This window comes from Pseudomonas sp. c313, from assembly GCF_055407145.1.
The window spans coordinates 607714-629434 of the sequence record NZ_JBUZRD010000001.1 but is presented as its reverse complement, the minus strand read 5'-3'; the positions used below and the strand labels follow the sequence as shown (position 1 = coordinate 629434).

The following is a 21721-nucleotide window of genomic DNA, read 5'->3' as shown; positions in this document are numbered from 1 at the left end:
CTTAGTCAGAGTCATTGCGGGCTTTGTGGCGCAGCGGCGTCAGGTGCCGGGGATTGCTCCGCCGGCACTTCGGGCGGTGCGTCAGCCGGGAGCGGCGTGCTGTCCGCCGGCTTCGCAGCCGGCGCAGGGCTGGAACGATAATCGGCGCGGCGCTTGATCTGGTACTCACGCACAGCAGAATTATGCGCATCCAGGTTGTCGGAGAAAATATGGCTACCGTCGCCACGGGCAACAAAATACAGGCTGCTGCCAGGCACCGGATTCAGTGCAGCATGAATCGCCTCGCGGCCGACCATGGCAATCGGCGTCGGCGGCAAACCGGGAATCGTATAAGTATTGTAGGGCGTAGGCTCCTTGAGATGAGCGCGGGTCAGCTTACCGTTGTACTGCTCGCCCATGCCGTAGATCACGGTCGGGTCGGTTTGCAGCGGCATGCCGATTTTCATGCGTCGCACAAACACTCCAGCAATCTGCCCGCGCTCTTCAGGCACTCCGGTCTCTTTTTCCACCAGGGAAGCCATGATCAGCGCTTGATAAGGTTCGGTGTAGGGAACAGCCGGGGCACGCTTGCTCCACTCCTGGGCAAGGACATCGTCCAGACGGTTGTAGGCCTTCTTCAGCAGTTCGGCGTCAGTCATACCACGCACGAAGCGGTAGGTATCGGGGAAGAAGCGCCCTTCCGGAAAGACGCCCGGATGACCGAGTTTGTCCATCACCTCGCTGTCACTCAAGCCTGCCAGGGTCTGCTCGATCTTTTCATGCTTGGCCAGGGCGGCGCGCACTTGGCGGAAGTTCCAGCCCTCCACCAGGGTCAAGCTGTATTGCACCACCTCACCGCGCTGCCACAGGCCGATCAGGCCCTGCGCAGTCATGCCGGGAGACATGCGGTACTCACCGCTGTGCAGTGGCTGACCATCAAGGTTGAAGCGCCAGTAGAGACGCAACCAGAACGCGTCCTGGATCACACCATCAGCTTGCAGGCGATTGAAGGTGCCTGTCGGTGTCGATCCGGCGGGCACATCCAGCAACTGCTCTTGCGTCAGGCTCAAGGGCTGCTCAAGGGCGCTATTGAGCTTCCAGGCCGAAGCACCCAGCAGCAAACCTGCCAGGACCAGACCAATCTCCAGCAGCAGTACAAATTTACGTCTCAAATCAAATATCCAATAGCGCGCGAACAATGCCTTGCAGTTTACGGGTGAGTGGCCCAATCGACCAGCTCATCACCCCACATCCATGCACCGGCCAAATGCCATATACGCTGTTGCAAACAAAGACTTCGTCCGCCTGCTGCAACTGTTCAAGGCTGATATCGGTGACGTTCACCGGGATACCCAACGTACCCGCCTGGGCCAACACCTCGGCCCGCATGACGCCGGCGACGCCACAGCGATTCAAATCAGCGGTCAGCAACATGCCGTCACGAACCAGGAACAGATTGCTGAAGACGCCTTCGATGACTCGACCGGAAATATCCAGCATCAAACCTTCGGCGTGATCGGCATCCTGCCACTCGGAACGGGCAATCACCTGTTCCAGACGGTTGAGATGTTTGAGACCCGCGAGCACGGGTTGCTCGGACAAACGGGTGGCGCACGGAAACAGGCGTATGCCCGATAAAGCATGCGTCTCTGGATAAGTAGCGGGCGGATTGCCCTGCAGAATACGGCGCGCAGTTGCGCCAGGTTGAATGCCATAACCGCGCTGGCTGTCGCCTCGGGTCAGGATCAGCTTGAGTACACCATCGCCCAGTGCGGCGGCATAGCTCAGCAATTCGCTGCGGATCAGGTTCTGATCCGCAACAATCGCCAAACGCCTGCAGCCTTCGGCGAGGCGCTGCAGGTGGCGGTCGAGCAGCACGGGGCGCCCGGCCTTGACGGCAATGGTTTCAAACAAGCCATCGCCGTATGCCAGGCCGCGATCTTTCAGAGGCACTGTGTCCGCTGGCTGACCGTCGACCCAGCTGTGCATCACTCGGCGAACCGGCGGAACACCAGGGAACCGTTGGTGCCACCAAAACCGAACGAGTTGGACAACACCACGTCGATCGGCATCTTCTGCGGCTCGTGAGGCACGAAGTTCAAGTCACAGCCTTCGTCTGGCTCATCAAGGTTAATGGTCGGCGGCGCGACCTGATCCTTGATCGCCAGCACGCTGAAGATCGCCTCGACCGCGCCCGCCGCACCTAAAAGGTGACCGGTCATGGACTTGGTGGAACTGACCGCCAGGTTGTAGGCGTGATCGCCGAACACCGACTTGATGGCCTCAGCCTCCGCCAAGTCGCCAGTCAGCGTCGAAGTGCCGTGGGCGTTGATGTATTGCACCTGGTCGACGTTGATCTTCGCATCCCGCAGCGCATTGGTGATGCAGCGTGCTGCACCCGCACCGTCAGCCGGTGGCGACGTCATGTGGTAGGCGTCACCGCTCATGCCGAATCCGATCAGCTCGGCGTAGATGGTAGCGCCACGGGCCTTGGCGTGCTCCAGCTCTTCGAGGACCAGCGCACCGGCACCGTCGGACAGCACGAACCCATCACGGCCCTTGTCCCACGGACGGCTGGCACGGTCCGGCTCGTCATTACGAGTCGACAGCGCACGGGAAGCACCAAAGCCGCCCATGCCCAGCCCGCAGGCGGCCATCTCGGCGCCACCGGCGATCATCACGTCGGCCTCGTCATAGGCAATATTGCGCGCCGCCATGCCGATGCAGTGAGTACCTGTGGTACAGGCTGTGGAAATGGCGTAGTTAGGCCCCTGCGCACCCAGGTGGATGGACAGGAAACCAGAAATCATATTGATGATCGAACCTGGCACGAAGAACGGTGAAATTCGACGAGGCCCGGATTCGTGCAGGGTGCGGCTGGTTTCTTCGATATTGGTCAGACCACCAATACCCGAACCCATAGCCACGCCGATGCGCTCACGGTTGGCGTCGGTTACTTCCAGGCCGGCATTTTGCACCGCCTGAAAACCTGCTGCCAAACCGTATTGAATGAACAGGTCGAGTTTACGGGACTCCTTGATCGAGAGATATTCCTCGACATTGAAGCCCTTTACCGAGCCGCCAAAACGGGTGGAATAGGCAGAAAGGTCCCTATGTTCAATCAGACCAATACCACTGCGGCCAGCCAGAATGCCCTGCCAACTGCTCGGCACATCCGTGCCCAGTGGCGACAACATACCCATACCGGTGACTACGACGCGTCTACGCGACACAGCACTCTCCTTTTTCTAATGACGACACTTTGCATCAGGCTTAAAGGAAAAAACCGCACGCCATAGGGCAGTGCGGTTTTTCCATCACAGCAAGCGACGATTACAAACTATTACGCCTGGTGGCCAGTAACGTAATCGATAGCAGCTTGAACGGTAGTGATTTTTTCAGCTTCATCGTCAGGGATTTCGGTCTCGAATTCCTCTTCCAGAGCCATCACCAGCTCAACGGTGTCAAGGGAGTCGGCACCCAGGTCTTCAACGAAGGAAGCAGTGTTTACCACTTCTTCTTCTTTAACGCCCAGTTGCTCAGCAACGATTTTCTTGACGCGCTCTTCGATGGTGCTCATACCTTGTTTTCACTCCTAATGGACAAATTCAGGCAGCTGGCCAGTGGGTAAGTGTATAGAAAGACTTTTCAGCTTTTCAACTGAAAGCTTCACCCTCGTACCCTATTGGCCATCTGCCTATAAATAGATTGCAGCTTTATAACGGATTTTAGACAGCTCGTATGACATTTTTTTGAAGCGATCCGTCACAATTTAACTCATGTACATCCCGCCGTTAACCGGGATTGTAGCCCCAGTCACGTATGCCGCACCGTCGGATGCCAGGAAAGCGACCACATTCGCGATCTCTTGAGCCTGGCCCAGACGGCCCAGCGGAATCTGCGTCAGCAAGGCTTCACGCTGTGCTTCAGGCAATTCGCGGGTCATATCGGTATCGATGAACCCAGGGGCCACCGAGTTGACCGTAATCGACCGCGAGCCGACTTCACGCGCCAATGCACGACTGAAACCTTCCAGACCTGCCTTGGCGGCTGCGTAGTTTACTTGGCCTGCGTTGCCCATGGCACCTACTACCGAGCCAATATTGATAATTCGCCCCCAACGCGCCTTGGTCATGCCACGTAAAACCCCCTTGGACAGGCGAAACAGACTGTTCAAGTTGGTGTCGACAACGTCATGCCACTCGTCGTCTTTCATGCGCATCATCAGGTTATCGCGGGTGATACCGGCATTGTTGACCAGAATAGCCGGCACGCCGAATTGCGCCGATATTTCGGCCAATACCGCTGCGACTGATTCGTCACTGGTCACATTGAGCTCAAGGCCCGTGCCTTGAACGCCGTTTTCCTTCAAGGTCGCGGCGATACGCTCGGCGCCGGCGGCGGAGGTCGCGGTGCCGATGACTACAGCGCCCAGGCGCCCCAGTTCCAGGGCGATAGCCTGGCCAATCCCGCGGCTTGCGCCGGTCACCAGTGCAACTTTACCTTGCAGACTCATGCAGGCTTCTCCTTATTTCAGGCCTGTGCCGCAAGAGCGGCAGCGAAGGCATCCGGGGTATTGAGATTGGAAGTCGACACGCCTTCGGCGCAGCGCTTGTTCAGGCCGGCCAGGACTTTGCCTGGACCACATTCGACCAACTGGGTGGCACCTTGAGCAGCCAAGGCCTGGATCGATTCGACCCAACGGACTGGCTTGTACAGCTGCTCAAGCAAATCACGCGTGAGGGCTTCCAGGTCTGGGGCAACGGCAGCGCTAACGTTTTGCACCAGCGGGATCTGCGGCGCCTGCCAGTTGATCGCGGCGACCGCCTGCGCAAAGCGCTCGGCAGCCGGGCGCATCAGTTCGCAGTGGGACGGCACACTGACTGGCAGCGGCAGCGCACGCTTGGCACCACGGGCCTTGCAGCCTTCAATGGCGCGCTCGACAGCGGCCTTGGCACCGGCGATCACCACCTGGCCTGGCGAGTTGAAGTTGACGGCGCTGACCACTTCGCCCTGGGCCGCTTCGGCGCAGGCTGCAATCACGTCAGCATCTTCCAGACCGAGAATGGCAGCCATGCCACCCTGCCCGGCTGGAACAGCCTCTTGCATCAGTTGGCCGCGACGCTCTACCAGCTTGACCGCTTCACCGAGGGTCAGGCTTCCAGCCGCCACCAGGGCGCTGTATTCGCCCAGGCTATGGCCAGCAACGTAGGCCGGGCGCACACCACCCTCAGCCAGCCAAAGACGCCACAGCGCGATAGAGGCGGTGAGAATGGCCGGCTGGGTCTTGTCAGTTTGATTGAGCTGTTCTTCCGGCCCCTGCTGGGTCAGCGCCCAAAGGTCGTAACCCAGGGCGTCGGAAGCTTCCTTGAAGGTTTCCAGAATCAGCGGATATTGCGCGCCCAACTCGGCCAACATGCCGAGGGACTGCGAACCCTGCCCTGGAAAGACGAATGCGAGGGATGTAGACATGTAACAAGCCCCTAATGATCTGGTCGTCGGTGAATTGACGCCCCACAGGTGGGAGCGCAAGAAACTGACAAATTGGATGGTCAATTGAACTGGCCGGTCACATTGTAAGCATTCCCGGACCAATTCACCTAAGGCAACAGATCCTCAAGACGGCCGTGCAAGCGTTGCGGCAGGCTTTCCTGGATTTCGATCAATGCACGCTGAATGGCACTTTGAAAGCCCTGCACCCCCGCTGAACCGTGACTTTTCACCACTATCCCCTGCAAGCCGAGAAAACTCGCGCCATTATGCCGCGCTGGCGCCAGGTCGGCCTGCAGACGCCGCATCAACGGCAGCGCCAAGGCGCCCACCAGACGCGAAGCCAGGTTCTTCCTGAACAACGTCTCGATGCGCGCGGCAATCATGGTGGCCAGCCCCTCGCTGGACTTGAGCAGGATATTGCCGACAAAACCGTCGCACACCACCACATCCGCTTCGCCGCGATACAAACCGTCACCTTCGATAAACCCGATGTAGTTCAAGCCCCGCGCACCTTGCAGGAGGCTGGCGGCCAGCTTGACTTGCTGATTGCCCTTGATGTCCTCTGTGCCGATATTCAGCAAGGCAACCCGAGGCCGGACAACACCCAACGCTTCGGCCGCCACGGAGCCCATCACAGCAAACTGCAACAGATTCTCGGCACTGCAATCGACATTTGCCCCCAGGTCCAGCAATTGGCAATAGCCACGCTGAGTCGGAATCGCCGCCACCATCGCCGGTCGGTCAATCCCTGGCAGGGTCTTCAGCACATAGCGCGACAAGGCCATCAAGGCCCCGGTATTGCCGGCGCTGACCACGGCCTGGACCTTGCCATCGCGCAACAACTCAAGCGCTACGCGCATGGAAGAGTCCGGCTTGCCACGCAAGGCCTGCGCAGGCTTTTCATCCATACCGATGGTTTCGCTGGCGGCCGTAATCGTCAGGCGCACGCGATCCACAGGCGGATGGCTGGCAATCAGTTCTTCAAGTAGGGAGGGTTGACCGACGAGGGTCAGGTGCAGCGAGGGTGTGGCAGACAGGCAAGCAATGCTGGCCTGAACAATGCTGCGGGGACCGAAGTCCCCGCCCATTGCGTCAATCGCGATGACTTGAGCAGACAAGTGATTACTCGTCAGCGCCCTTGTCGATCACTTTACGGCCACGGTATACGCCTTCTGGCGATACGTGGTGACGCAGGTGAATTTCACCGGTGGTTTTTTCTACAGACAGAGTGCTAGCCGTCAGGGCGTCGTGCGAACGACGCATGTCACGGGCAGAGCGGGATTTTTTGTTCTGCTGAACAGCCATAATTGATTAACTCCTAAACGTTTGGGTCACGCTTTAACTGCGCCAATACACTGAACGGGTTGGACCGCGTTACCTCGTCCTCGCTCGGTTCGGGCTCATCGAGACCCGCCGGCTGCTGGCATTCTTCCGGATGATGAGCAGGCACAATGGGCAAGGCAAGCAAAAGCTCCTCCTCGACCAGTGACTGCAGATCCAAAGGATCTTCGCCCAGTTCCAGAACGTCATAACCTTTCGGCAACGACTGGGTATTCGCACCCTCTTTCACCACAACATAACTGCATTCGCTGTGGATCGGCAGGGTGACCAGCTCAAGACAACGCTGGCAAACCATTTTAACCTCGGTGTCGATAAAGCTGTGGATTACCACAGACTTACGTTCATCTCGCTCAAAAATAAATTTAGCCTGCACCGTACCGACAGTGTCGGAAAGCGGGTCGCAGAGTCTCTCCAAATCGGCCAGCAGCAGTTCACCTTGAAGGGTGGTGCCACGATCAGCCAATTTGCGCGGGTCAACGTGAGGTGGAATCGGGTCATTCAACATAGGCGCAGCATTATAGGGATGCACCCAGCCATGTCAAAGGAAATTCAGCCCTGTCCGTCACCCGACCACCTCGCTAGAATCCGCGACTGCCTTGAGGAGACGCCCATGCTGCCGTTATTACTTGCTTCAAGCTCGATTTATCGTCGGGAATTGTTGAACCGCTTGCACCTGCCGTTCATCTGCAGTTCGCCCAATATCGACGAAAGCCACCGACCGGACGAGTCCGCCATAGAGCTGGTCAAGCGCCTGGCCGAAGAAAAAGCCCGCGCCCTTGCTGACAGCCATCCAGGCCACTTGATCATCGGATCGGATCAGGTAGCCGCACTCGACGGAAAAATCATCGGCAAGCCCCACACCTTCGAAAACGCCCGCGAGCAACTGCTGGCAGCCAGTGGCAAGCGCGTCAGTTTTCTCACCGGCCTGGCCGTACTGAACAGCAACACCGGGCACTGTCAGGTCGACTGCATCCCCTTTACCGTGCACATGCGCACGCTCGACGCCACACGCATCGAGCGCTACCTGCGCATTGAACAGCCCTACGACTGCGCAGGCAGCTTCAAGGCCGAAGGCTTGGGGGTGAGCCTGTTTCAAAGCACTGAAGGCCCTGACGCGACCAGCCTGGTGGGCTTGCCGCTGATTCGACTGGTAGATATGTTGCTGGCCGAAGGCATACAGATTCCGTAACCCGCCAAAACAGAAAACCGGCCACAAGGGCCGGCCTCTATTGAGCGGTGGCAATCAGCGCAAGGTCGGCCCTTGAAAGCCCATCCACATCGCCAACTGCTCGGCCACACTAGCGCCGAGCTTTTTCGAGAAGCGATCAAACGGCGATTCCTGGACCGTGAAATCCACTAGCTCTTTCTCGCCAATCACATCGCGCGCTACTGAACTGGCACTGCCCAGGCCATCGATCAAGCCCAGCGGTAGCGCTTGCTCACCCGACCAGACCAACCCGGAGAACAGCTCCGGATGATCTTTATCCTTGAGCCGATCACCGCGCCCTTGCTTGACGCTGGCAATGAACTGCCGATGAGTGGTATCCAGCACGCCCTGCCAGAACTGGGTTTCGTCAGCCTTTTGCGGCTGGAACGGATCCAGGAACGACTTGTGCTCGCCAGACGTGTAGGTGCGGCGCTCAACACCCAGCTTCTCCATGGTGCCAACAAAGCCGTAGCCGGCCGCCGTCACACCAATGGAACCCACCAGGCTGGCCTTGTCGGCGTAAATCTGATCAGCGGCACTGGCGATGTAGTAGGCACCAGAAGCCCCCAGGTCGGAAATAACCGCGTACAGCTTGATGTCCGGGTGCAAGGCGCGCAGGCGACGAATCTCGTCATACACGTAACCCGACTGCACCGGGCTGCCGCCCGGGCTATTGATGCGCAGAATCACGCCCTTGACCTTGGAGTCCTCAAAAGCCGTCCGCAGGCTGCTGACGATATTGTCGGCGCTGGCAGACTCCTTGTCGGCAATCACCCCGCGCACTTCGATCAATGCCGTGTAATTACCGCTACGGGTGGCGCTTTTCTCCATATCCACCAGCGGACTGAACAGCGCCAGCATTCCCAACAGGTAAATAAAGGTCAGGAACTTGAAAAAGATCCCCCAACGCCGGGAGCGACGCTGCTCCTGAACACTGGCCAGCAAGGTTTTCTCCAGCAGCTTCCAACTTTTGTCATCGCCGCTATCGGCACTGGCCTTCTCAGGCGCTTTCCACTCATCGGTCATTCCATCCACCCCAGCAAATACTTAACTATCCCGGCTGAGCCAGGCCTGCAATTCAGCAAAACGGTCAATCGTCAGCCTTGGCTCATACGCCTGCAAGGCTTGGCCAGACTGAGCGCCGTAGCCGACCGCCACGGAGTCCATTCCGGCATTGCGCGCCATCATCAGATCGAACGACGCATCACCCACCATCAACGCCTGACGGGGCGACACGCCACAATGAGCGAGGATCTGCTCAAGCATCAGAGGATGAGGCTTGCTGGTGGTTTCATCCGCAGCACGAGTGACATCAAAATAATCTTCCCAGCCATGCGCCTTGAGCACCCGGTCCAGCCCGCGACGGGCCTTGCCGGTGGCCACCGCCAAGTGATAGCCCTCGGCACGGAACGTTTCCATGGACTGCACCACCCCCTCAAACAGCGGCGAAGGCAGGGCATCCAGAGCCATGTAGTGATCGGCATAGCACTGACGAAACGCTACCAGCTCATCGTCGCCAATCTGCGGATACAGGGTGCGGATTGCTTCCGGCAAGCCCAGGCCGATAATGCCCTTGACTGCCAGGTCGCTGCACAGCTCGTACCCAGAACGCGTCGAAGCCGCATGCATCGATTCCACAATCCGACCAATGGAATCGCACAGGGTGCCATCCCAATCAAAGATCAGCAGCTTGTAGTCAAGGCGCGACACTCAGGCGCTCCACGGTCTTGGCCCACATTTCATCGACAGGCGCTTGTAGCTTCAGTTCGCCACCATCGGGCAGCGGCACAGTCAGCATATAGGCGTGCAGGAACAAGCGCTTGCCGCCCAGGTCGCGGATTTCCTTGGAGAAACCCTCGTCACCGTACTTGGTATCACCGGCAATGCAGTGACCCGCATGCAGGGTATGAACGCGAATCTGGTGGGTACGACCCGTAATGGGCTTGGCCTCAACCATCGTTGCGAAGTCACCAAAGCGACGCAGCACCTTGAACAGGGTCAGCGCTTCCTTGCCCTCCTCGTTCACCTCGACCATGCGCTCGCCGGAGCGCAGGTTGCTCTTCTGCAACGGCGCTCGCACGCTCTTGATCGACGTCGCCCAGTTGCCACGGACCAGGGCCATATAGCGTTTATCGATACCGTCACCGCGCAGGGCGGCGTGCAGATGGCGCAACATGCTGCGCTTTTTCGCGATCATCAGCAGGCCGGAGGTATCACGGTCCAGGCGATGGACCAACTCCAGCTCCTTGGTATCAGGGCGCAACTGACGGAAGGCTTCGATCACCCCGTAGTTGAGGCCGCTGCCCCCGTGCACGGCAATGCCGGCAGGCTTGTTGATCACGATCAGCGCCTTATCTTCGAAGATAATCGACGCCTCAAGGCGCTGCAACAGCCCCTGAGCCAGGGGAACGGGCTCGTCGCGCTCAGGCACCCGTACCGGGGGCACACGGATGATATCGCCCGCCTGCAACTTGTACTCGGGCTTGATCCGGCCCTTGTTCACGCGCACTTCGCCCTTACGCAAAATGCGATAAATCAAGGTCTTGGGCACGCCTTTGAGCCTGGCAAGAAGAAAGTTGTCGATGCGTTGGCCGGCATATTCCGGCGAGACCTCAAGCAGCTGGACGCTGGGGGTCTGGGGGGCGGTAGTCGTCATGGCGGGAATGATAACAATTTTTTATGGAATTGAAGCACTTAATCATTGCTGCTATAGTCGCGAACGTCGCCAAAAGCGGCCTGGACAGAGGACTAACGGTAAACAGCCGGCCCTGACCATCGCAATTCATCAGGACGCGAGGCCGTCCTACGGGGCTTTCGCCACCTTGGAAGGCTCAAGATTGTAACAAGCGCAGGTGACATGAGGCCTGAAGCGAGTGCAAAGAGCAGAGCAATTACTCGCCTTTTGCGCCGATATTTACGGCCAGTTCACAAAGTGCAGTCAGTCTTGAACCAGACCACGGCGAATGCTTCGGAAACAACGCCTGTTACGAGCTGAGTGAGAGCACAGTTGCCCACACCCGGTCTTGTTTAGCCATGAGCGTGGTCTCCCCATTGGAGAACACGGTAAATGCCAACCCGCTGCGGATTCTGCGCGCGGCAGCACCCGAATTATCAGGGATACGTGTAGGGTGGAGATGCACAACCGTCGGACTGTGTAGCACTAGGCTTATATTTAGACGCTTCATCTCGTCCACAGTCGCCGGTTGATTCCTCCTCCTGACCTTAGCTTTTGTTTAAGTGGTGCGTTAGTCACCACAGCAAACAAGCAGGACGCGTCCGTCGCGACTTTGTCCCATTGGACAGATGTCGCTGGACACTGGAGTGGCCAACCACTCTTGACGCACCTGACACCGACCGTGAGAAGTCGTGTGTGCCGAACGCCGTTTCCGGCAGCCCGGAAACCGACGGTATAACATGAAAAGAATGCTGATTAACGCAACTCAACCCGAAGAGTTGCGTGTTGCACTGGTAGACGGCCAACGCCTCTACGACCTGGATATTGAGTCCGGTGCACGCGAGCAAAAGAAGGCCAACATCTATAAAGGCCGGATTACTCGTATCGAACCAAGCCTTGAGGCTGCCTTTGTCGATTTCGGCTCCGAGCGCCACGGCTTTCTGCCCCTCAAAGAAATCTCCCGCGAATACTTCAAGAAAGCTCCTGAAGGCCGCGTGAACATCAAGGACGTCCTGAGCGAAGGCCAGGAAGTCATCGTTCAGGTGGAAAAAGAAGAACGTGGCAACAAGGGCGCCGCCCTGACCACCTTCATCAGCCTGGCTGGCCGCTATCTGGTTCTGATGCCGAACAACCCACGTGCCGGTGGTATTTCCCGCCGCATCGAAGGTGAAGAGCGCAACGAACTGCGTGAAGCGCTGAACGGCTTGATCGCTCCGGCCGACATGGGCTTGATCGTGCGCACTGCCGGCCTGGGCCGCAGCAGCGAAGAAATGCAGTGGGACCTCGATTACCTGCTGCAACTGTGGACCGCTATCAAAGAAGCGTCCCTGGATCGTTCCGCGCCTTTCCTGATCTATCAGGAAAGCAACGTGATCATCCGCGCCATCCGCGATTACCTGCGCCAGGATATCGGCGAAGTGCTGATCGACAGCGTTGAAGCCCAGGACGAAGCTCTGACCTTCATCCGCCAGGTGATGCCGCAGTACGCCAGCAAGATCAAGCTGTACGAAGACAGCGTCCCGCTGTTCAACCGTTTCCAGATCGAAAGCCAGATCGAGACCGCTTTTCAGCGCGTCGTTGAACTGCCTTCCGGTGGCTCCATCGTTATCGATCCGACCGAAGCCCTGGTGTCCATCGACATCAACTCGGCGCGCGCCACTAAAGGCAGCGACATCGAAGAAACCGCACTGCAGACCAACCTTGAAGCCGCCGAAGAAATCGCCCGTCAGTTGCGCCTGCGCGACATCGGCGGCCTGATCGTCATCGACTTCATCGACATGACCCCTGCCAAGAACCAGCGCGCCGTGGAAGAGAAAGTCCGCGAATGCCTGGAAGCCGACCGTGCCCGCGTACAGGTTGGCCGCATCTCGCGCTTCGGCCTGCTGGAAATGTCCCGTCAGCGCCTGCGTCCTTCGCTCGGCGAAAGCAGCGGCATCGTTTGCCCACGTTGCAACGGCACCGGCATCATCCGTGACGTTGAATCGCTCTCCCTGGCGATCCTGCGCCTGATCGAAGAAGAAGCCCTGAAAGACCGCACCGCCGAAGTCCGCGCCCAGGTGCCGATTCCGGTTGCAGCCTTCCTGCTCAACGAAAAACGCAACTCGATCACCAAGATCGAACTGCGCACCCGTGCCCGCATCGTCATCCTGCCGAACGATCACCTCGAAACGCCGCACTTCGAAGTGCAGCGCCTGCGTGATGACAGCCCGGAAGCCCACGTCAATCTGTCCAGCTACGAAATCGCTGCTGCCGCTGCCGAAGTGGAAGAAGTCCAGCCAGCCGCCGCGACCCGCACCCTGGTTCGTCAGGAAGCGGCCGTCAAGACCGCACCGGCCCGTGCCAACGCACCGGTTCCGGTTGAAGATGTCGCCCCGGTTGCAGCACCTGCCGCCCTGCCGGAGCCAAGCCTGTTCAAGGGTCTGGTGAAGTCGCTGGTCAGCCTGTTCGCCACCAAGGAAGAGCCTGCTGCTCCAGTTGTCGTCGAGAAGCCAGCCACCGAACGCCCTGCTCGCAATGAAGAGCGTCGCAACGGTCGCCAGCAGAGCCGCAACCGTAACGGTCGCCGTGACGAAGAGCGCAAGCCTCGCGAAGAACGTGCTCCGCGTGAAGAACGCGCACCACGTGAAGAGCGCCAGCCACGTGAAGCCCGTGAAGAAACTCCGGTCGTAGCCCGCGAAGAACGTGCGCCTCGTGAAGAACGTGCACCACGCGCACCTCGTGCACCTCGTGAAGACCGCAAGCCTCGTGGCGAGCGTGAAGAACGTGTGCGTGAACTGCGCGAACCGCTGGATGCCGCTCCGACCGTCGCCGCTGTTGCTTCGACCGAAGAACGCCCAGCTCGCCAGCCGCGTGAAGAACGTGCTCCACGTGCACCGCGTGAAGAGCGTCAACCTCACGCCGAACAGGCTGTTACCGCCAGCGAAGAAGAAGAACTGCTGTCCAACGAAGAACAACTGCAGGAAGACGGTCAGGACAACGCCGAAGGCGATCGTCCACGCCGCCGCTCCCGTGGCCAGCGTCGTCGCAGCAACCGTCGCGAGCGTCAACGTGATGCCAACGGCAACGTGATCGAAGGCTCCGAAGAGACCGGCGAAGCCAACGACGACGACAGCGAACCAACCAGTGCCGAACTGGCCGCTGGCCTGGCCGTTACCGCTGCCGTTGCCCGCTCGGTCATCAGCGCACCCGCTGAAGCCCAAGCCAACGAGCAGGCTGAACGCGCCACTGCTGCTATACAGGAAAACGCTGTAGTTGAGACGCCAGTTGTTGAAGCCTCGACGCCAGCAACTACTGAAGTGGAAGTTGCGCCAATTCGCGAAGTTCGCGAGCCTCAGCCTGAAGCCGAAGTGGTATCCGAGCCTACCGTTGTTGTTGAACAACAGCCGGCCGTTGAAACCGCTGTCGAAACGCCAGTGGTCGAAGCAACCCCAGAAGTGCGTGAAGTTCGCGAAGAACAGACTGCCTTCCAATGGACTGCCGAACCCGCCGCCGCTTTCGAAGCACCAGCGCCTGCCCCGGTAGAAGAAACTCCAGCGCCAGTTGCTGAAGTCATCACCGCCGAGCCAGTAGTTGTTGCAGCTCCGGTCGTCGAAGAAGCGCCAGTGGTTGCCGAAGTTGCCGCTCCGGTAATTGAAGCTCCGGCCAGCGCCCTGACCGAAAATGGCCGCGCACCAAACGACCCGCGTGAAGTGCGTCGTCGCCGCAAGGAAGCCGAACTGGCTGCCGCTGCTGCTCCAGTAGCTGCACCGGTTGTCGCTGAAGTGGTCGAGGCTCCTGCCCCGGCAGCCGAAGCCGTGGTTGAGCACACTGCCCCCGCCATCGACGAGAACCTGCGTTCCGCTGAGGAAGTGGTAGAAGCCCTGGAAGAAGAGCACGAGCCTAAACCCCTCGCCTGATTCCATCGGCCACTAAAAAGCCCCGCCTGAGTGATCAGGCGGGGCTTTTTTATGTCTGACGATTGTTACCGGAAATGCAGCAACCCTGGCACATCTACATCCCACAATACCCCAGGATCATCGACTGGCACTTCTCGCACTAATGCCTGGGCAAACAGCGGCTTCGCCCCACGATCGCCAGTCAATGCCATTAATGCAGGGCCAAAGGAGAGACCAAAGCCAACCGGGTGACCGTACTCACCGCCCTGAACGGGAACGCTGATGCCATCTTGCCCAAGTCCCGCAACCACCTGCTCGATGCTCGACGGCAGGATAAATGGCATATCCCCCAACACCACCAGCCAGCCAGTGGCTGAAGCACTGGCCGACACCGCCGCTGCGATGCTGTCGCCCATGCCTGCTGAACGCAAAAGGAGCACCTCACAACCATAAGCCTGTGCCAGACGAATAACCTCGCTTCGATCCGGCGACGTCACCACCCAACGCTTTGCAACGCTGGGCGGTAGATTTACCAGCACCTGCTCAATCATCGGTCGCATCACCCCATCACGACCCACGCAAGGCGCCAGCAACTTGTCCTGATCCGCCACAGCCCGAAATCGGCTGCCTTGTCCTGCTGCCAGGACAATGGCTGTGATTGAGCCCGTCAACTGACTGCCACCTGCAACGGTTTCTTTTGCAACAAATCAATCCCGTTCTTGATGGAGACGATCTCCGCCATCAACGACAAAGCGATCTCCGCCGGGGTATGGCTACCGATATGCAAACCGATAGGGCCATGCAGACGAGCGATCGCATCCGTCGTCAACCCCAGGGCTGCCAAGTTGTCCCGACGTTTTTGAGTGTTGACCCGCGAACCCAAAGCACCAATGTAGAACGCCCTGGAGTTCAGCGCCGTGAGCAGCGCCATATCGTCCAGGCGCGGATCGTGGGTCAACGCGACAATGGCCGTGCGCTCGTCAGTCTGGATATTGAGCACCGCGTCATCGGGCATACCCGGCACGAAGCGCCCGTGCTGTTCTTCCCAACCGTAGACGAACTCCTTGCGCGGATCGCAGATCAGCACTTCGAAATCCAGCAACCGAGCCATTTCTGCCACGTAGCGCGACAACTGACCGGCACCGATCAACAGCAAGCGCCAGCGAGGACCGTAAATGGCCCGCAGGCGCTCACCGTCAAAACTCACGGTGTCGGTCTTGTCTGCGGGGCTCAAGATGACTTCGCCGGTCGCCAGGTCCAACTCTCTGGCGACGACCTCATGGGCCTCACAGCGTGCCAGCAACTCGGCCACCCAACCCGCATCGGTCACCCGTTCCTCCGTGAGACGCAAGGTTCCGCCACAAGGCAAACCAAAACGCGCCGCGTCATCTCGCGTGACGCCATACGTCACCAGTTGCACTGGCGGCCCATCGTCGGGCAAGCGTCCGTCCTGCGAACGGGCGATCAAGTCGTCTTCAATGCACCCGCCAGAGACCGAACCAATCACCACCCCATCGCCCCGCAAGGCCAACATGGCCCCCGGTGGGCGCGGCGCACTGCCCCAGGTCTGGACCACGCTGTACAGCACCACCTGCTGCCCAGCCCGGCGCCACTCCAGCACACTGCGCAAGACGTTCAGATCGACACTGTCCATCAGCCCTTCGCCTCCTGCTGCCAACCCTGCAATTGATAACGGACCGGCAAATTACGGATACGCTTGCCCGTAGCGGCGAAGATTGCATTGCACAGCGCCGGTGCAATCGGCGGCACACCCGGCTCACCGACACCGCCCAACGGTACATCGCCTTTTGGCGTGACCAGGTGCACGGCGATTTCCTTGGGCGCCAGGGACATCCGAGCCACTTCGTACATATGGAAGTTGTCCTGCTGGACCTTGCCGTCCTTGAAGCTGATTTCTCCCAGCACCGCATTGCCCAGCCCCATCACGCAAGCACCCTCGAACTGCGAGCGGATGCGCTCCGGATTGATCTGCGGGCCGCAGTCAACGGCAATGTCCGCCTTGTGCACGATCAGGGTGCCGTCGTCTTTGACTTCCACCTCGATCACCGCTGCCACGTAGGTGACAAAACTGTAGTGCACCGCCAGACCCAGCCCACGACCCTTGGGTAGCTTGCGACCCCAACCAGCGGCTTTGGCAGCGGTTTCCAGTACGCCACGCAAGCGTGCGGTGTCGATGGGATAGCGCTCTGGCGATTCGCCATAGTTCCACTCATCGCTCAAGGTTTTGGGATCGATCTGACGATCCGGGCCCAGCAATTTCAGCTGGTACTTCAACGGGTCTTGACCTGCCTTGTGGGCCAATTCATCTACAAAGCTCTGAATTGCAAAGCCGTGGGGAATATTCGATACCGAGCGGTACCAGCCAACCCGGGTATGGGCCACCGCTTCAGGGTTTTCCAGGCGCACATTGGGAATCGCGTAGGCCATGTTGGTAAATCCCATGCCCAGCTCGAATGCGGCCTCATGGTTCATGCCGGGGGCAAACAGCGCGGTGATGCTCGGCGCCACCGTGCGGTGCAGCCAGCCCGACGGCATGCCGTCCTTGTTCAGGCCGGCCTTGAGGTACTCAGCGGACACGGTATGGAAGTAGGAATTGTGGATATCGTCCTCACGCGTCCACTGCACGCGCACCGCCTTGCCAGGAAACGCCTTGGCCAGGATTGCCGCTTCGACGATGAAGTCGGGTTTGGACTTGCGACCAAAACCGCCGCCCAACAGCGTGACATTCAGCGTGACGTTATCGAAAGGCAGCCCTAGCCGCTCAGCGATTCGCTCACGACTGACTTGTGGTGCCTGGCTTGGCGCCCAGGCTTCGCACTGCCCCTTGTCGAATCGGGCGATGGCCACCATCGGTTCCATCGGCGACTGAGCCAGGTGCGGCAAGTAGTAAGCGGCTTCGAGGGTGCTGTCGGCGTCGCTCAGGGCCTGATCGATACTGCCGGTGTTGCGCACCACTTTGCCGGGTTTCAACGCGGCAGCTTCCAGTTCCTTGCGGTAGTCGATGGAGTTGTAGCCGGCGTTGATGCCGTCATCCCAAACAATCTGCAAGGCTTCGCGACCCTTGATCGCCGCCCAGGTATTGCTGGCGACAACTGCTACGCCGCCCAAAGGCTGGAATTCCGACGGCAAAGGCCGGCTTTCGATTTCCAGCACGTTGAGCACACCCGGGATCTTCAATGCCGCGCTGGCATCGAAGGATTTGACCTTCCCGCCATAGACCTTCGGACGGGCAATGGTGGCGAACAACATGCCATCGAAATGCACGTCGGCGCCATACACCGCGCGGCCGTTGACGATGTCGGCACCGTCGATGGCTTTGGTGCCTTCCTTGCCGATGTAGCGAAACTCCGACGGCTGCTTGAGCCGCAAACCGTCGCGAGCCGGCACCGCCAGCGCACCGGCGGCAGCGGCCAGGGCGCCATAGCCCAGTTCGCGGCCGCTGGGCTGGTGAATGACTTTATGCAATTGCGCGCGGCACTCGCCCACCGGAACTTTCCACTGCTCGGCAGCGGCCTGCTCCAGCATGGTCCGCACGGCAGCACCGCACCGACGCATCGGCTCATACCAGTGACGCATGCTGCGTGAGCCATCGGTGTCCTGGTTGCCGAAACGCACTTCGTCACCCGGGGCCTGCTGAACCTTTACGAGCGCCCAATCGGCATCCAATTCATCGGCCACTACCAGGGTCAGGCTGGTGCGCACGCCCTGGCCCATTTCCGAGCGGTTACAGATCACGGTAACGGTGCCGTCGGTGGCAATACTGACGTAGACCTTGGGATCGTCGATCACGCCATTGGGCATGGCGTCGCCGCCGTATTTCTTCACCGCGTCTTCGGCAAATGCATCGGGCAAACCCCAACTGGCGGCGATAACCAGAGCACCGGTAACGCCAACGCCTGCGAGGAAGCCACGGCGGCTGAGGTTGTTCAGTTTGAAATCATTGGGCAACTGGCTCATGCCTTGATCCCCTGCAGGTGCGTGGCGGCCTGGCGGATCGCGGTCTTGATCCGGTTGTAAGTGCCACAACGGCAGATATTGCCGACCATCGCCTCTTCAATCTGCTCGTCGCTGGGATTGGGGTTGGTTTTCAGCAACGCGGTGGCGGACATGATTTGGCCGCCCTGGCAGTAGCCGCATTGGGCCACGGCGGTGTCCAGCCAGGCTTGTTGAACCACTTGGCCGACAGGGTCAGTGTGCAGGTTATCGATGGTGCTGATGTTCTGGCCCTTGACCGCGCCAATCGGGGTGATGCAACTGCGGGCGGGCGAGCCGTCGATATGAATGGTGCACGCGCCACACAGGCCCATGCCGCAGCCAAACTTGGTGCCGTTGTAACCGGCCACATCGCGGATGGCCCACAGCAGCGGCATATCCTCGGTGACGTCCAGTTGATGGTCTTGACCGTTGAGCTTCAGGGTAATCATGGGCACGCCCGCATATTTATGGGTTATGGGGTCGAGCAATCTGCCGCCAGGGGTAGAGTAGAGTTGGTACACGCAGATTGACTCAGGCTAGTCGGGCTCTCTTGTGAAGACGGATCTTCACCGGGCCTTTGATAAACAGCGTCTATAGAACGATAAACAAACATCGTTAGCCAGCTAAGTTAACCCAGCAAGCAGAGCGGTGTGAAGAGTAAAAAAAAGCCCTGCAATGCAGGGCTTGATTCATTCTTGAAGAAGCGTAGCTCAATAGCGATTGGGCTCCATTTCCAGATCAACCTGGAAGCGCTGGGCAATGTCCTGCTGGATTCGTTGCGCCAGATTGGAAATTTCCAGGCCCGTTGCCGCGCCGTAATTGACCAGCACCAGGGCCTGCAAGCGATGCACGCCGGCATCGCCGTCGCGAAAGCCTTTCCAACCGGCCTTATCAATCAACCAGCCAGCTGCCAACTTCATCTGCCCGCCCGCCTGAGGGTAGGCCACCAGATCCGGGTACAGTGCCTGCAGCCGGGCAGCCAAGGCCTGGGAAACCAAGGGGTTCTTGAAAAAGCTGCCGGCATTGCCCAGCACCGCCGGGTCAGGCAGTTTCTCGCTGCGAATGCTGCAAATCGCCCGACTGACATCGCTTGGCGTCGCTTGGGTAATCCCCTGCTCGGCCAAACGCTGTTGCACCGGACCATATTCGAGCTTCAAGTGCACAGCGCGACTCAAGGCAAAACGCACCCGCAAGATCAACCAGCGCCCGACTTCATGTTTGAACAAGCTATCGCGGTAGGCAAAGTTACATTCGTCCAGGCTGAAATCCCGCAGCTCGCCGGTCTGGCGATCCAGCGCGGTGAGGCCGGCAAACATGTCCTTGATCTCCACACCGTAGGCGCCAATGTTCTGCATCGGCGCCGCGCCGACCGTACCAGGAATCAGGCTGAGGTTTTCCAGGCCGGAAAAACCGTGCTCCAGGGTCCACAACACAAACGGATGCCAGGCTTCGCCAGCTTCGGCTTCGACAACCACATGAACGCCATCATCGTGCACCACCCGAATACCCTGGGTAGCCATGCGCAACACCATGGCCTTAATGTCCTGGGTCAGCAGCAGGTTGCTGCCGCCGCCAATCACCAGCAACGGCAATTGTTGCCCGGCAGCGTAGGCCAGGGCTTCACGAACATCGGCATCACTGCGGGCCTCGGCAAACAACTGGGCACGCACATCGATACCAAAGCTGTTGAATGCCTTGAGCGAAACCTGCGCCTGCACTTGCAAGGTCATAACCGCCCCTTCAATTCAATCACCAACAAATCACAGGCGTGCTCGATCAGGTCCAGGACCCGTTCGAAGCCTTGCTCGCCCTCGTAGTACGGGTCTGGCACCTCGTCCACCGCCGAGTCGTAACGGCGCAGAAACAGGTCCAGATCCGCCTTGCCTTGAGCAGGCTGCATGGCCTTGAGGTTACGCAGGTTGCTCTCGTCCATGGCGAGGATCAGGTCATAGCGGGCAAAATCGGCACGCGACACCTGCTGCGCGCGCTGGGCCGACAGGTCGTAGCCCCGCTGTAGCGCCGCGCGCTGGCTGCGCTTGTCCGGCGCCTTGCCAATGTGCCATTCGCCAGTGCCAGCCGAGGCGACTTCAACCTGCCCAGCCAGCCCGGCTTCGCGCAATTTGTGGCGCAGTACACCTTCTGCGGTGGGCGAGCGGCAGATATTGCCCAGGCAGACGAACAAAACCTCCATCAGGCCCCCAGCAGGCGACGGACGCGCTCAAGGTCTTCAAAGGTATCGACACCGGCCGGCGGCGCTTCCAGGGCATCACCCACGTGAATACGCACGCCGTGCCATAGTGCACGCAGTTGCTCCAGGGATTCGGTGTTCTCCAGCCAGCATGGGCCCCAACTGACGAAGTCATGGAGGAAACCGGCGCGGTAAGCGTAGATACCGATATGGCGGCGATACGGCACGCCCGCCGGCAATACGTCACGGCTTTTGGCGAAATCATCGCGCGCCCACGGCAAGATGGCACGACTGAACGTCAGCGCCAGGCCATTAATGTCGCTGACCACTTTCACCACGTTCGGGTTGAACAGCGTTTCAATGTCTTCGATCGGCTCGGCCAAGGTCGCCATACGTGCTTCAGCGTGGGCCGCCAGGTTGGCCGCCACCTGATCGATGACACCAGGGGGAATCAACGGCTCGTCACCTTGCACGTTGACCACAATGGCGTCAGGCGCCAGCCCCAGGTGCGTGGCCACTTCGGCCAAGCGGTCAGTGCCGGAGTTGTGATCTTCACGGGTCAGCACCGCTTCAGCGCCAAACGCTTTGCAAGCTTCAATGATGCGCACGTCATCAGTGGCCACCACCACCCGTTCGGCGCTGCTTTTGCAGGCCTGTTCCCAGACAAGCTGGATCATCGGCTTGCTGCCGATCATCTGCAGCGGCTTGCCCGGCAGACGGGTGGAGGAGTAACGGGACGGGATGACAACGGTGAAGGCGGTGGTCATTTATCCAGGCGCTCGTCGGTGGTCAAGGTGCGGGCTTCGCTTTCCAGCATCACCGGGATGCCATCACGGATCGGGTAAGCCAGGCCGGCACCCTTGCTGATCAGCTCGGTTTTGTCGGCGCTGAGCTTGAGCGGGCCTTTGCAGATCGGGCAAGCGAGGATGTCGAGCAGTTTGGTGTCCATGAATGTTTCCTGGATAAAA

Annotated in this window: 22 protein-coding genes; 2 read left to right on the top strand and 20 right to left on the bottom strand. The window is 59.4% G+C overall.

What is annotated here, in order from left to right; translation table 11 throughout:
- Positions 1-11: 11 nt before the first annotated feature.
- The 9 genes from mltG to ACZRKZ_RS03020 form a co-directional block, all read right to left on the bottom strand.
- Positions 12-1151, bottom strand: a complete 1140-nt coding sequence (mltG, locus tag ACZRKZ_RS03060) for an endolytic transglycosylase MltG (RefSeq protein WP_463968402.1) — start codon at positions 1149-1151, stop codon at positions 12-14.
- Between the two features lies 1 nt (position 1152).
- The gene (pabC, locus tag ACZRKZ_RS03055) at positions 1153-1968 is read right to left on the bottom strand and encodes an aminodeoxychorismate lyase (RefSeq protein WP_463980671.1); all 816 of its coding nucleotides are present in this window, start codon (positions 1966-1968) and stop codon (positions 1153-1155) included.
- Entirely contained in the window at positions 1968-3212 is a 1245-nt protein-coding gene (gene fabF / locus ACZRKZ_RS03050) for a beta-ketoacyl-ACP synthase II (protein WP_463980670.1), read from the bottom strand. Before fabF ends, pabC begins: the two co-directional genes overlap by 1 nt.
- Positions 3213-3322: 110 nt before the next feature.
- Positions 3323-3559, bottom strand: coding sequence for an acyl carrier protein (gene acpP / locus ACZRKZ_RS03045; RefSeq protein ID WP_463980669.1), 237 nt, complete (start codon positions 3557-3559; stop codon positions 3323-3325).
- A gap of 192 nt (positions 3560-3751) precedes the next feature.
- Positions 3752-4495, bottom strand: coding sequence for a 3-oxoacyl-ACP reductase FabG (gene fabG, locus ACZRKZ_RS03040; protein ID WP_133099183.1), 744 nt, complete (start codon positions 4493-4495; stop codon positions 3752-3754).
- 17 nt (positions 4496-4512) lie between these two features.
- A complete protein-coding gene (gene fabD, locus ACZRKZ_RS03035) occupies positions 4513-5451 on the bottom strand; it encodes an ACP S-malonyltransferase (RefSeq protein ID WP_463968399.1) in 939 nt (312 codons plus the stop codon).
- Between the two features lie 128 nt (positions 5452-5579).
- Positions 5580-6590 carry a phosphate acyltransferase PlsX gene (gene plsX, locus ACZRKZ_RS03030; protein WP_463980668.1) on the bottom strand — a complete coding sequence of 337 codons (1011 nt, stop codon included), beginning with the start codon at positions 6588-6590 and terminating at the stop codon, positions 5580-5582.
- A gap of 4 nt (positions 6591-6594) precedes the next feature.
- Positions 6595-6777: a 50S ribosomal protein L32 gene (gene rpmF / locus ACZRKZ_RS03025; RefSeq protein WP_008152339.1), complete on the bottom strand. Its 183-nt coding sequence runs from the start codon at positions 6775-6777 to the stop codon at positions 6595-6597.
- A gap of 13 nt (positions 6778-6790) precedes the next feature.
- The gene (locus tag ACZRKZ_RS03020) at positions 6791-7318 is read right to left on the bottom strand and encodes a YceD family protein (protein WP_133099186.1); all 528 of its coding nucleotides are present in this window, start codon (positions 7316-7318) and stop codon (positions 6791-6793) included.
- A gap of 105 nt (positions 7319-7423) precedes the next feature.
- Between ACZRKZ_RS03020 and ACZRKZ_RS03015 the strand changes: the two genes are divergently transcribed.
- A complete protein-coding gene (locus tag ACZRKZ_RS03015; protein WP_463980667.1) occupies positions 7424-8002 on the top strand; it encodes a Maf family protein in 579 nt (192 codons plus the stop codon).
- 54 nt (positions 8003-8056) lie between these two features.
- Here the strand turns inward: ACZRKZ_RS03015 and ACZRKZ_RS03010 are convergent, their stop codons facing one another.
- Genes ACZRKZ_RS03010 through rluC form a run of 3 tightly spaced genes read right to left on the bottom strand, consistent with a single transcriptional unit; the run spans position 8057 to position 10676 of the window.
- Positions 8057-9046: a S49 family peptidase gene (locus ACZRKZ_RS03010; RefSeq protein ID WP_463980666.1), complete on the bottom strand. Its 990-nt coding sequence runs from the start codon at positions 9044-9046 to the stop codon at positions 8057-8059.
- A 21-nt stretch (positions 9047-9067) separates the two neighbouring features.
- Positions 9068-9730, bottom strand: coding sequence for an HAD-IA family hydrolase (locus ACZRKZ_RS03005; protein WP_463980665.1), 663 nt, complete (start codon positions 9728-9730; stop codon positions 9068-9070).
- Positions 9717-10676, bottom strand: coding sequence for a 23S rRNA pseudouridine(955/2504/2580) synthase RluC (gene rluC, locus ACZRKZ_RS03000; RefSeq protein ID WP_149413507.1), 960 nt, complete (start codon positions 10674-10676; stop codon positions 9717-9719). Before rluC ends, ACZRKZ_RS03005 begins: the two co-directional genes overlap by 14 nt.
- Before the next feature lie 758 nt (positions 10677-11434).
- Here rluC and rne point away from each other — a divergent pair.
- Positions 11435-14590, top strand: coding sequence for a ribonuclease E (rne, locus tag ACZRKZ_RS02995; protein ID WP_463980664.1), 3156 nt, complete (start codon positions 11435-11437; stop codon positions 14588-14590).
- A gap of 65 nt (positions 14591-14655) precedes the next feature.
- On the opposite strand, the gene ACZRKZ_RS02990 is transcribed toward rne, so the two are convergent.
- From ACZRKZ_RS02990 to ACZRKZ_RS02955, 8 genes are all read right to left on the bottom strand, one after another.
- The gene (locus ACZRKZ_RS02990) at positions 14656-15240 is read right to left on the bottom strand and encodes a nucleotidyltransferase family protein (protein ID WP_463968393.1); all 585 of its coding nucleotides are present in this window, start codon (positions 15238-15240) and stop codon (positions 14656-14658) included.
- A complete protein-coding gene (locus tag ACZRKZ_RS02985) occupies positions 15237-16223 on the bottom strand; it encodes an XdhC family protein (RefSeq protein WP_463980663.1) in 987 nt (328 codons plus the stop codon). Before ACZRKZ_RS02985 ends, ACZRKZ_RS02990 begins: the two co-directional genes overlap by 4 nt.
- On the bottom strand, positions 16223-18547 hold the full coding sequence (locus ACZRKZ_RS02980) for a xanthine dehydrogenase family protein molybdopterin-binding subunit (RefSeq protein WP_463980662.1): 2325 nt from the start codon (positions 18545-18547) through the stop codon (positions 16223-16225). The genes ACZRKZ_RS02985 and ACZRKZ_RS02980 overlap by 1 nt, the downstream gene beginning before the upstream one ends.
- Positions 18544-19014 (bottom strand): (2Fe-2S)-binding protein, encoded by a 471-nt coding sequence (locus tag ACZRKZ_RS02975; protein WP_463980661.1) that lies wholly within the window; start codon positions 19012-19014, stop codon positions 18544-18546. The genes ACZRKZ_RS02980 and ACZRKZ_RS02975 overlap by 4 nt, the downstream gene beginning before the upstream one ends.
- A 261-nt stretch (positions 19015-19275) precedes the next feature.
- Complete coding sequence (gene murB / locus ACZRKZ_RS02970; protein WP_463980660.1) at positions 19276-20295, bottom strand: UDP-N-acetylmuramate dehydrogenase; 1020 nt, start codon at positions 20293-20295, stop codon at positions 19276-19278.
- On the bottom strand, positions 20292-20756 hold the full coding sequence (locus tag ACZRKZ_RS02965) for a low molecular weight protein-tyrosine-phosphatase (protein WP_463968389.1): 465 nt from the start codon (positions 20754-20756) through the stop codon (positions 20292-20294). Before ACZRKZ_RS02965 ends, murB begins: the two co-directional genes overlap by 4 nt.
- A complete protein-coding gene (gene kdsB / locus ACZRKZ_RS02960) occupies positions 20756-21520 on the bottom strand; it encodes a 3-deoxy-manno-octulosonate cytidylyltransferase (RefSeq protein ID WP_463980659.1) in 765 nt (254 codons plus the stop codon). The genes ACZRKZ_RS02965 and kdsB overlap by 1 nt, the downstream gene beginning before the upstream one ends.
- Positions 21517-21702, bottom strand: a complete 186-nt coding sequence (locus ACZRKZ_RS02955) for a Trm112 family protein (RefSeq protein ID WP_003174668.1) — start codon at positions 21700-21702, stop codon at positions 21517-21519. The genes kdsB and ACZRKZ_RS02955 overlap by 4 nt, the downstream gene beginning before the upstream one ends.
- Positions 21703-21721: the final 19 nt, after the last annotated feature.

Coding starts and splice junctions, on each gene's coding strand:
- ACZRKZ_RS03015 (WP_463980667.1), top strand. CDS start 7,424: ATGCTGCCGTTATTACTTGCTTCAAGCTCGATTTATCGTCGGGAATTG.
- kdsB (WP_463980659.1), bottom strand. CDS start 21,520: ATGACCACCGCCTTCACCGTTGTCATCCCGTCCCGTTACTCCTCCACC.
- ACZRKZ_RS02975 (WP_463980661.1), bottom strand. CDS start 19,014: ATGATTACCCTGAAGCTCAACGGTCAAGACCATCAACTGGACGTCACC.
- ACZRKZ_RS02980 (WP_463980662.1), bottom strand. CDS start 18,547: ATGAGCCAGTTGCCCAATGATTTCAAACTGAACAACCTCAGCCGCCGT.
- rluC (WP_149413507.1), bottom strand. CDS start 10,676: ATGACGACTACCGCCCCCCAGACCCCCAGCGTCCAGCTGCTTGAGGTC.
- murB (WP_463980660.1), bottom strand. CDS start 20,295: ATGACCTTGCAAGTGCAGGCGCAGGTTTCGCTCAAGGCATTCAACAGC.
- fabD (WP_463968399.1), bottom strand. CDS start 5,451: ATGTCTACATCCCTCGCATTCGTCTTTCCAGGGCAGGGTTCGCAGTCC.
- ACZRKZ_RS02965 (WP_463968389.1), bottom strand. CDS start 20,756: ATGGAGGTTTTGTTCGTCTGCCTGGGCAATATCTGCCGCTCGCCCACC.
- ACZRKZ_RS02955 (WP_003174668.1), bottom strand. CDS start 21,702: ATGGACACCAAACTGCTCGACATCCTCGCTTGCCCGATCTGCAAAGGC.
- rpmF (WP_008152339.1), bottom strand. CDS start 6,777: ATGGCTGTTCAGCAGAACAAAAAATCCCGCTCTGCCCGTGACATGCGT.
- ACZRKZ_RS03010 (WP_463980666.1), bottom strand. CDS start 9,046: ATGACCGATGAGTGGAAAGCGCCTGAGAAGGCCAGTGCCGATAGCGGC.
- rne (WP_463980664.1), top strand. CDS start 11,435: ATGAAAAGAATGCTGATTAACGCAACTCAACCCGAAGAGTTGCGTGTT.
- fabG (WP_133099183.1), bottom strand. CDS start 4,495: ATGAGTCTGCAAGGTAAAGTTGCACTGGTGACCGGCGCAAGCCGCGGG.
- ACZRKZ_RS02985 (WP_463980663.1), bottom strand. CDS start 16,223: ATGGACAGTGTCGATCTGAACGTCTTGCGCAGTGTGCTGGAGTGGCGC.
- pabC (WP_463980671.1), bottom strand. CDS start 1,968: ATGCACAGCTGGGTCGACGGTCAGCCAGCGGACACAGTGCCTCTGAAA.
- acpP (WP_463980669.1), bottom strand. CDS start 3,559: ATGAGCACCATCGAAGAGCGCGTCAAGAAAATCGTTGCTGAGCAACTG.
- ACZRKZ_RS03020 (WP_133099186.1), bottom strand. CDS start 7,318: ATGTTGAATGACCCGATTCCACCTCACGTTGACCCGCGCAAATTGGCT.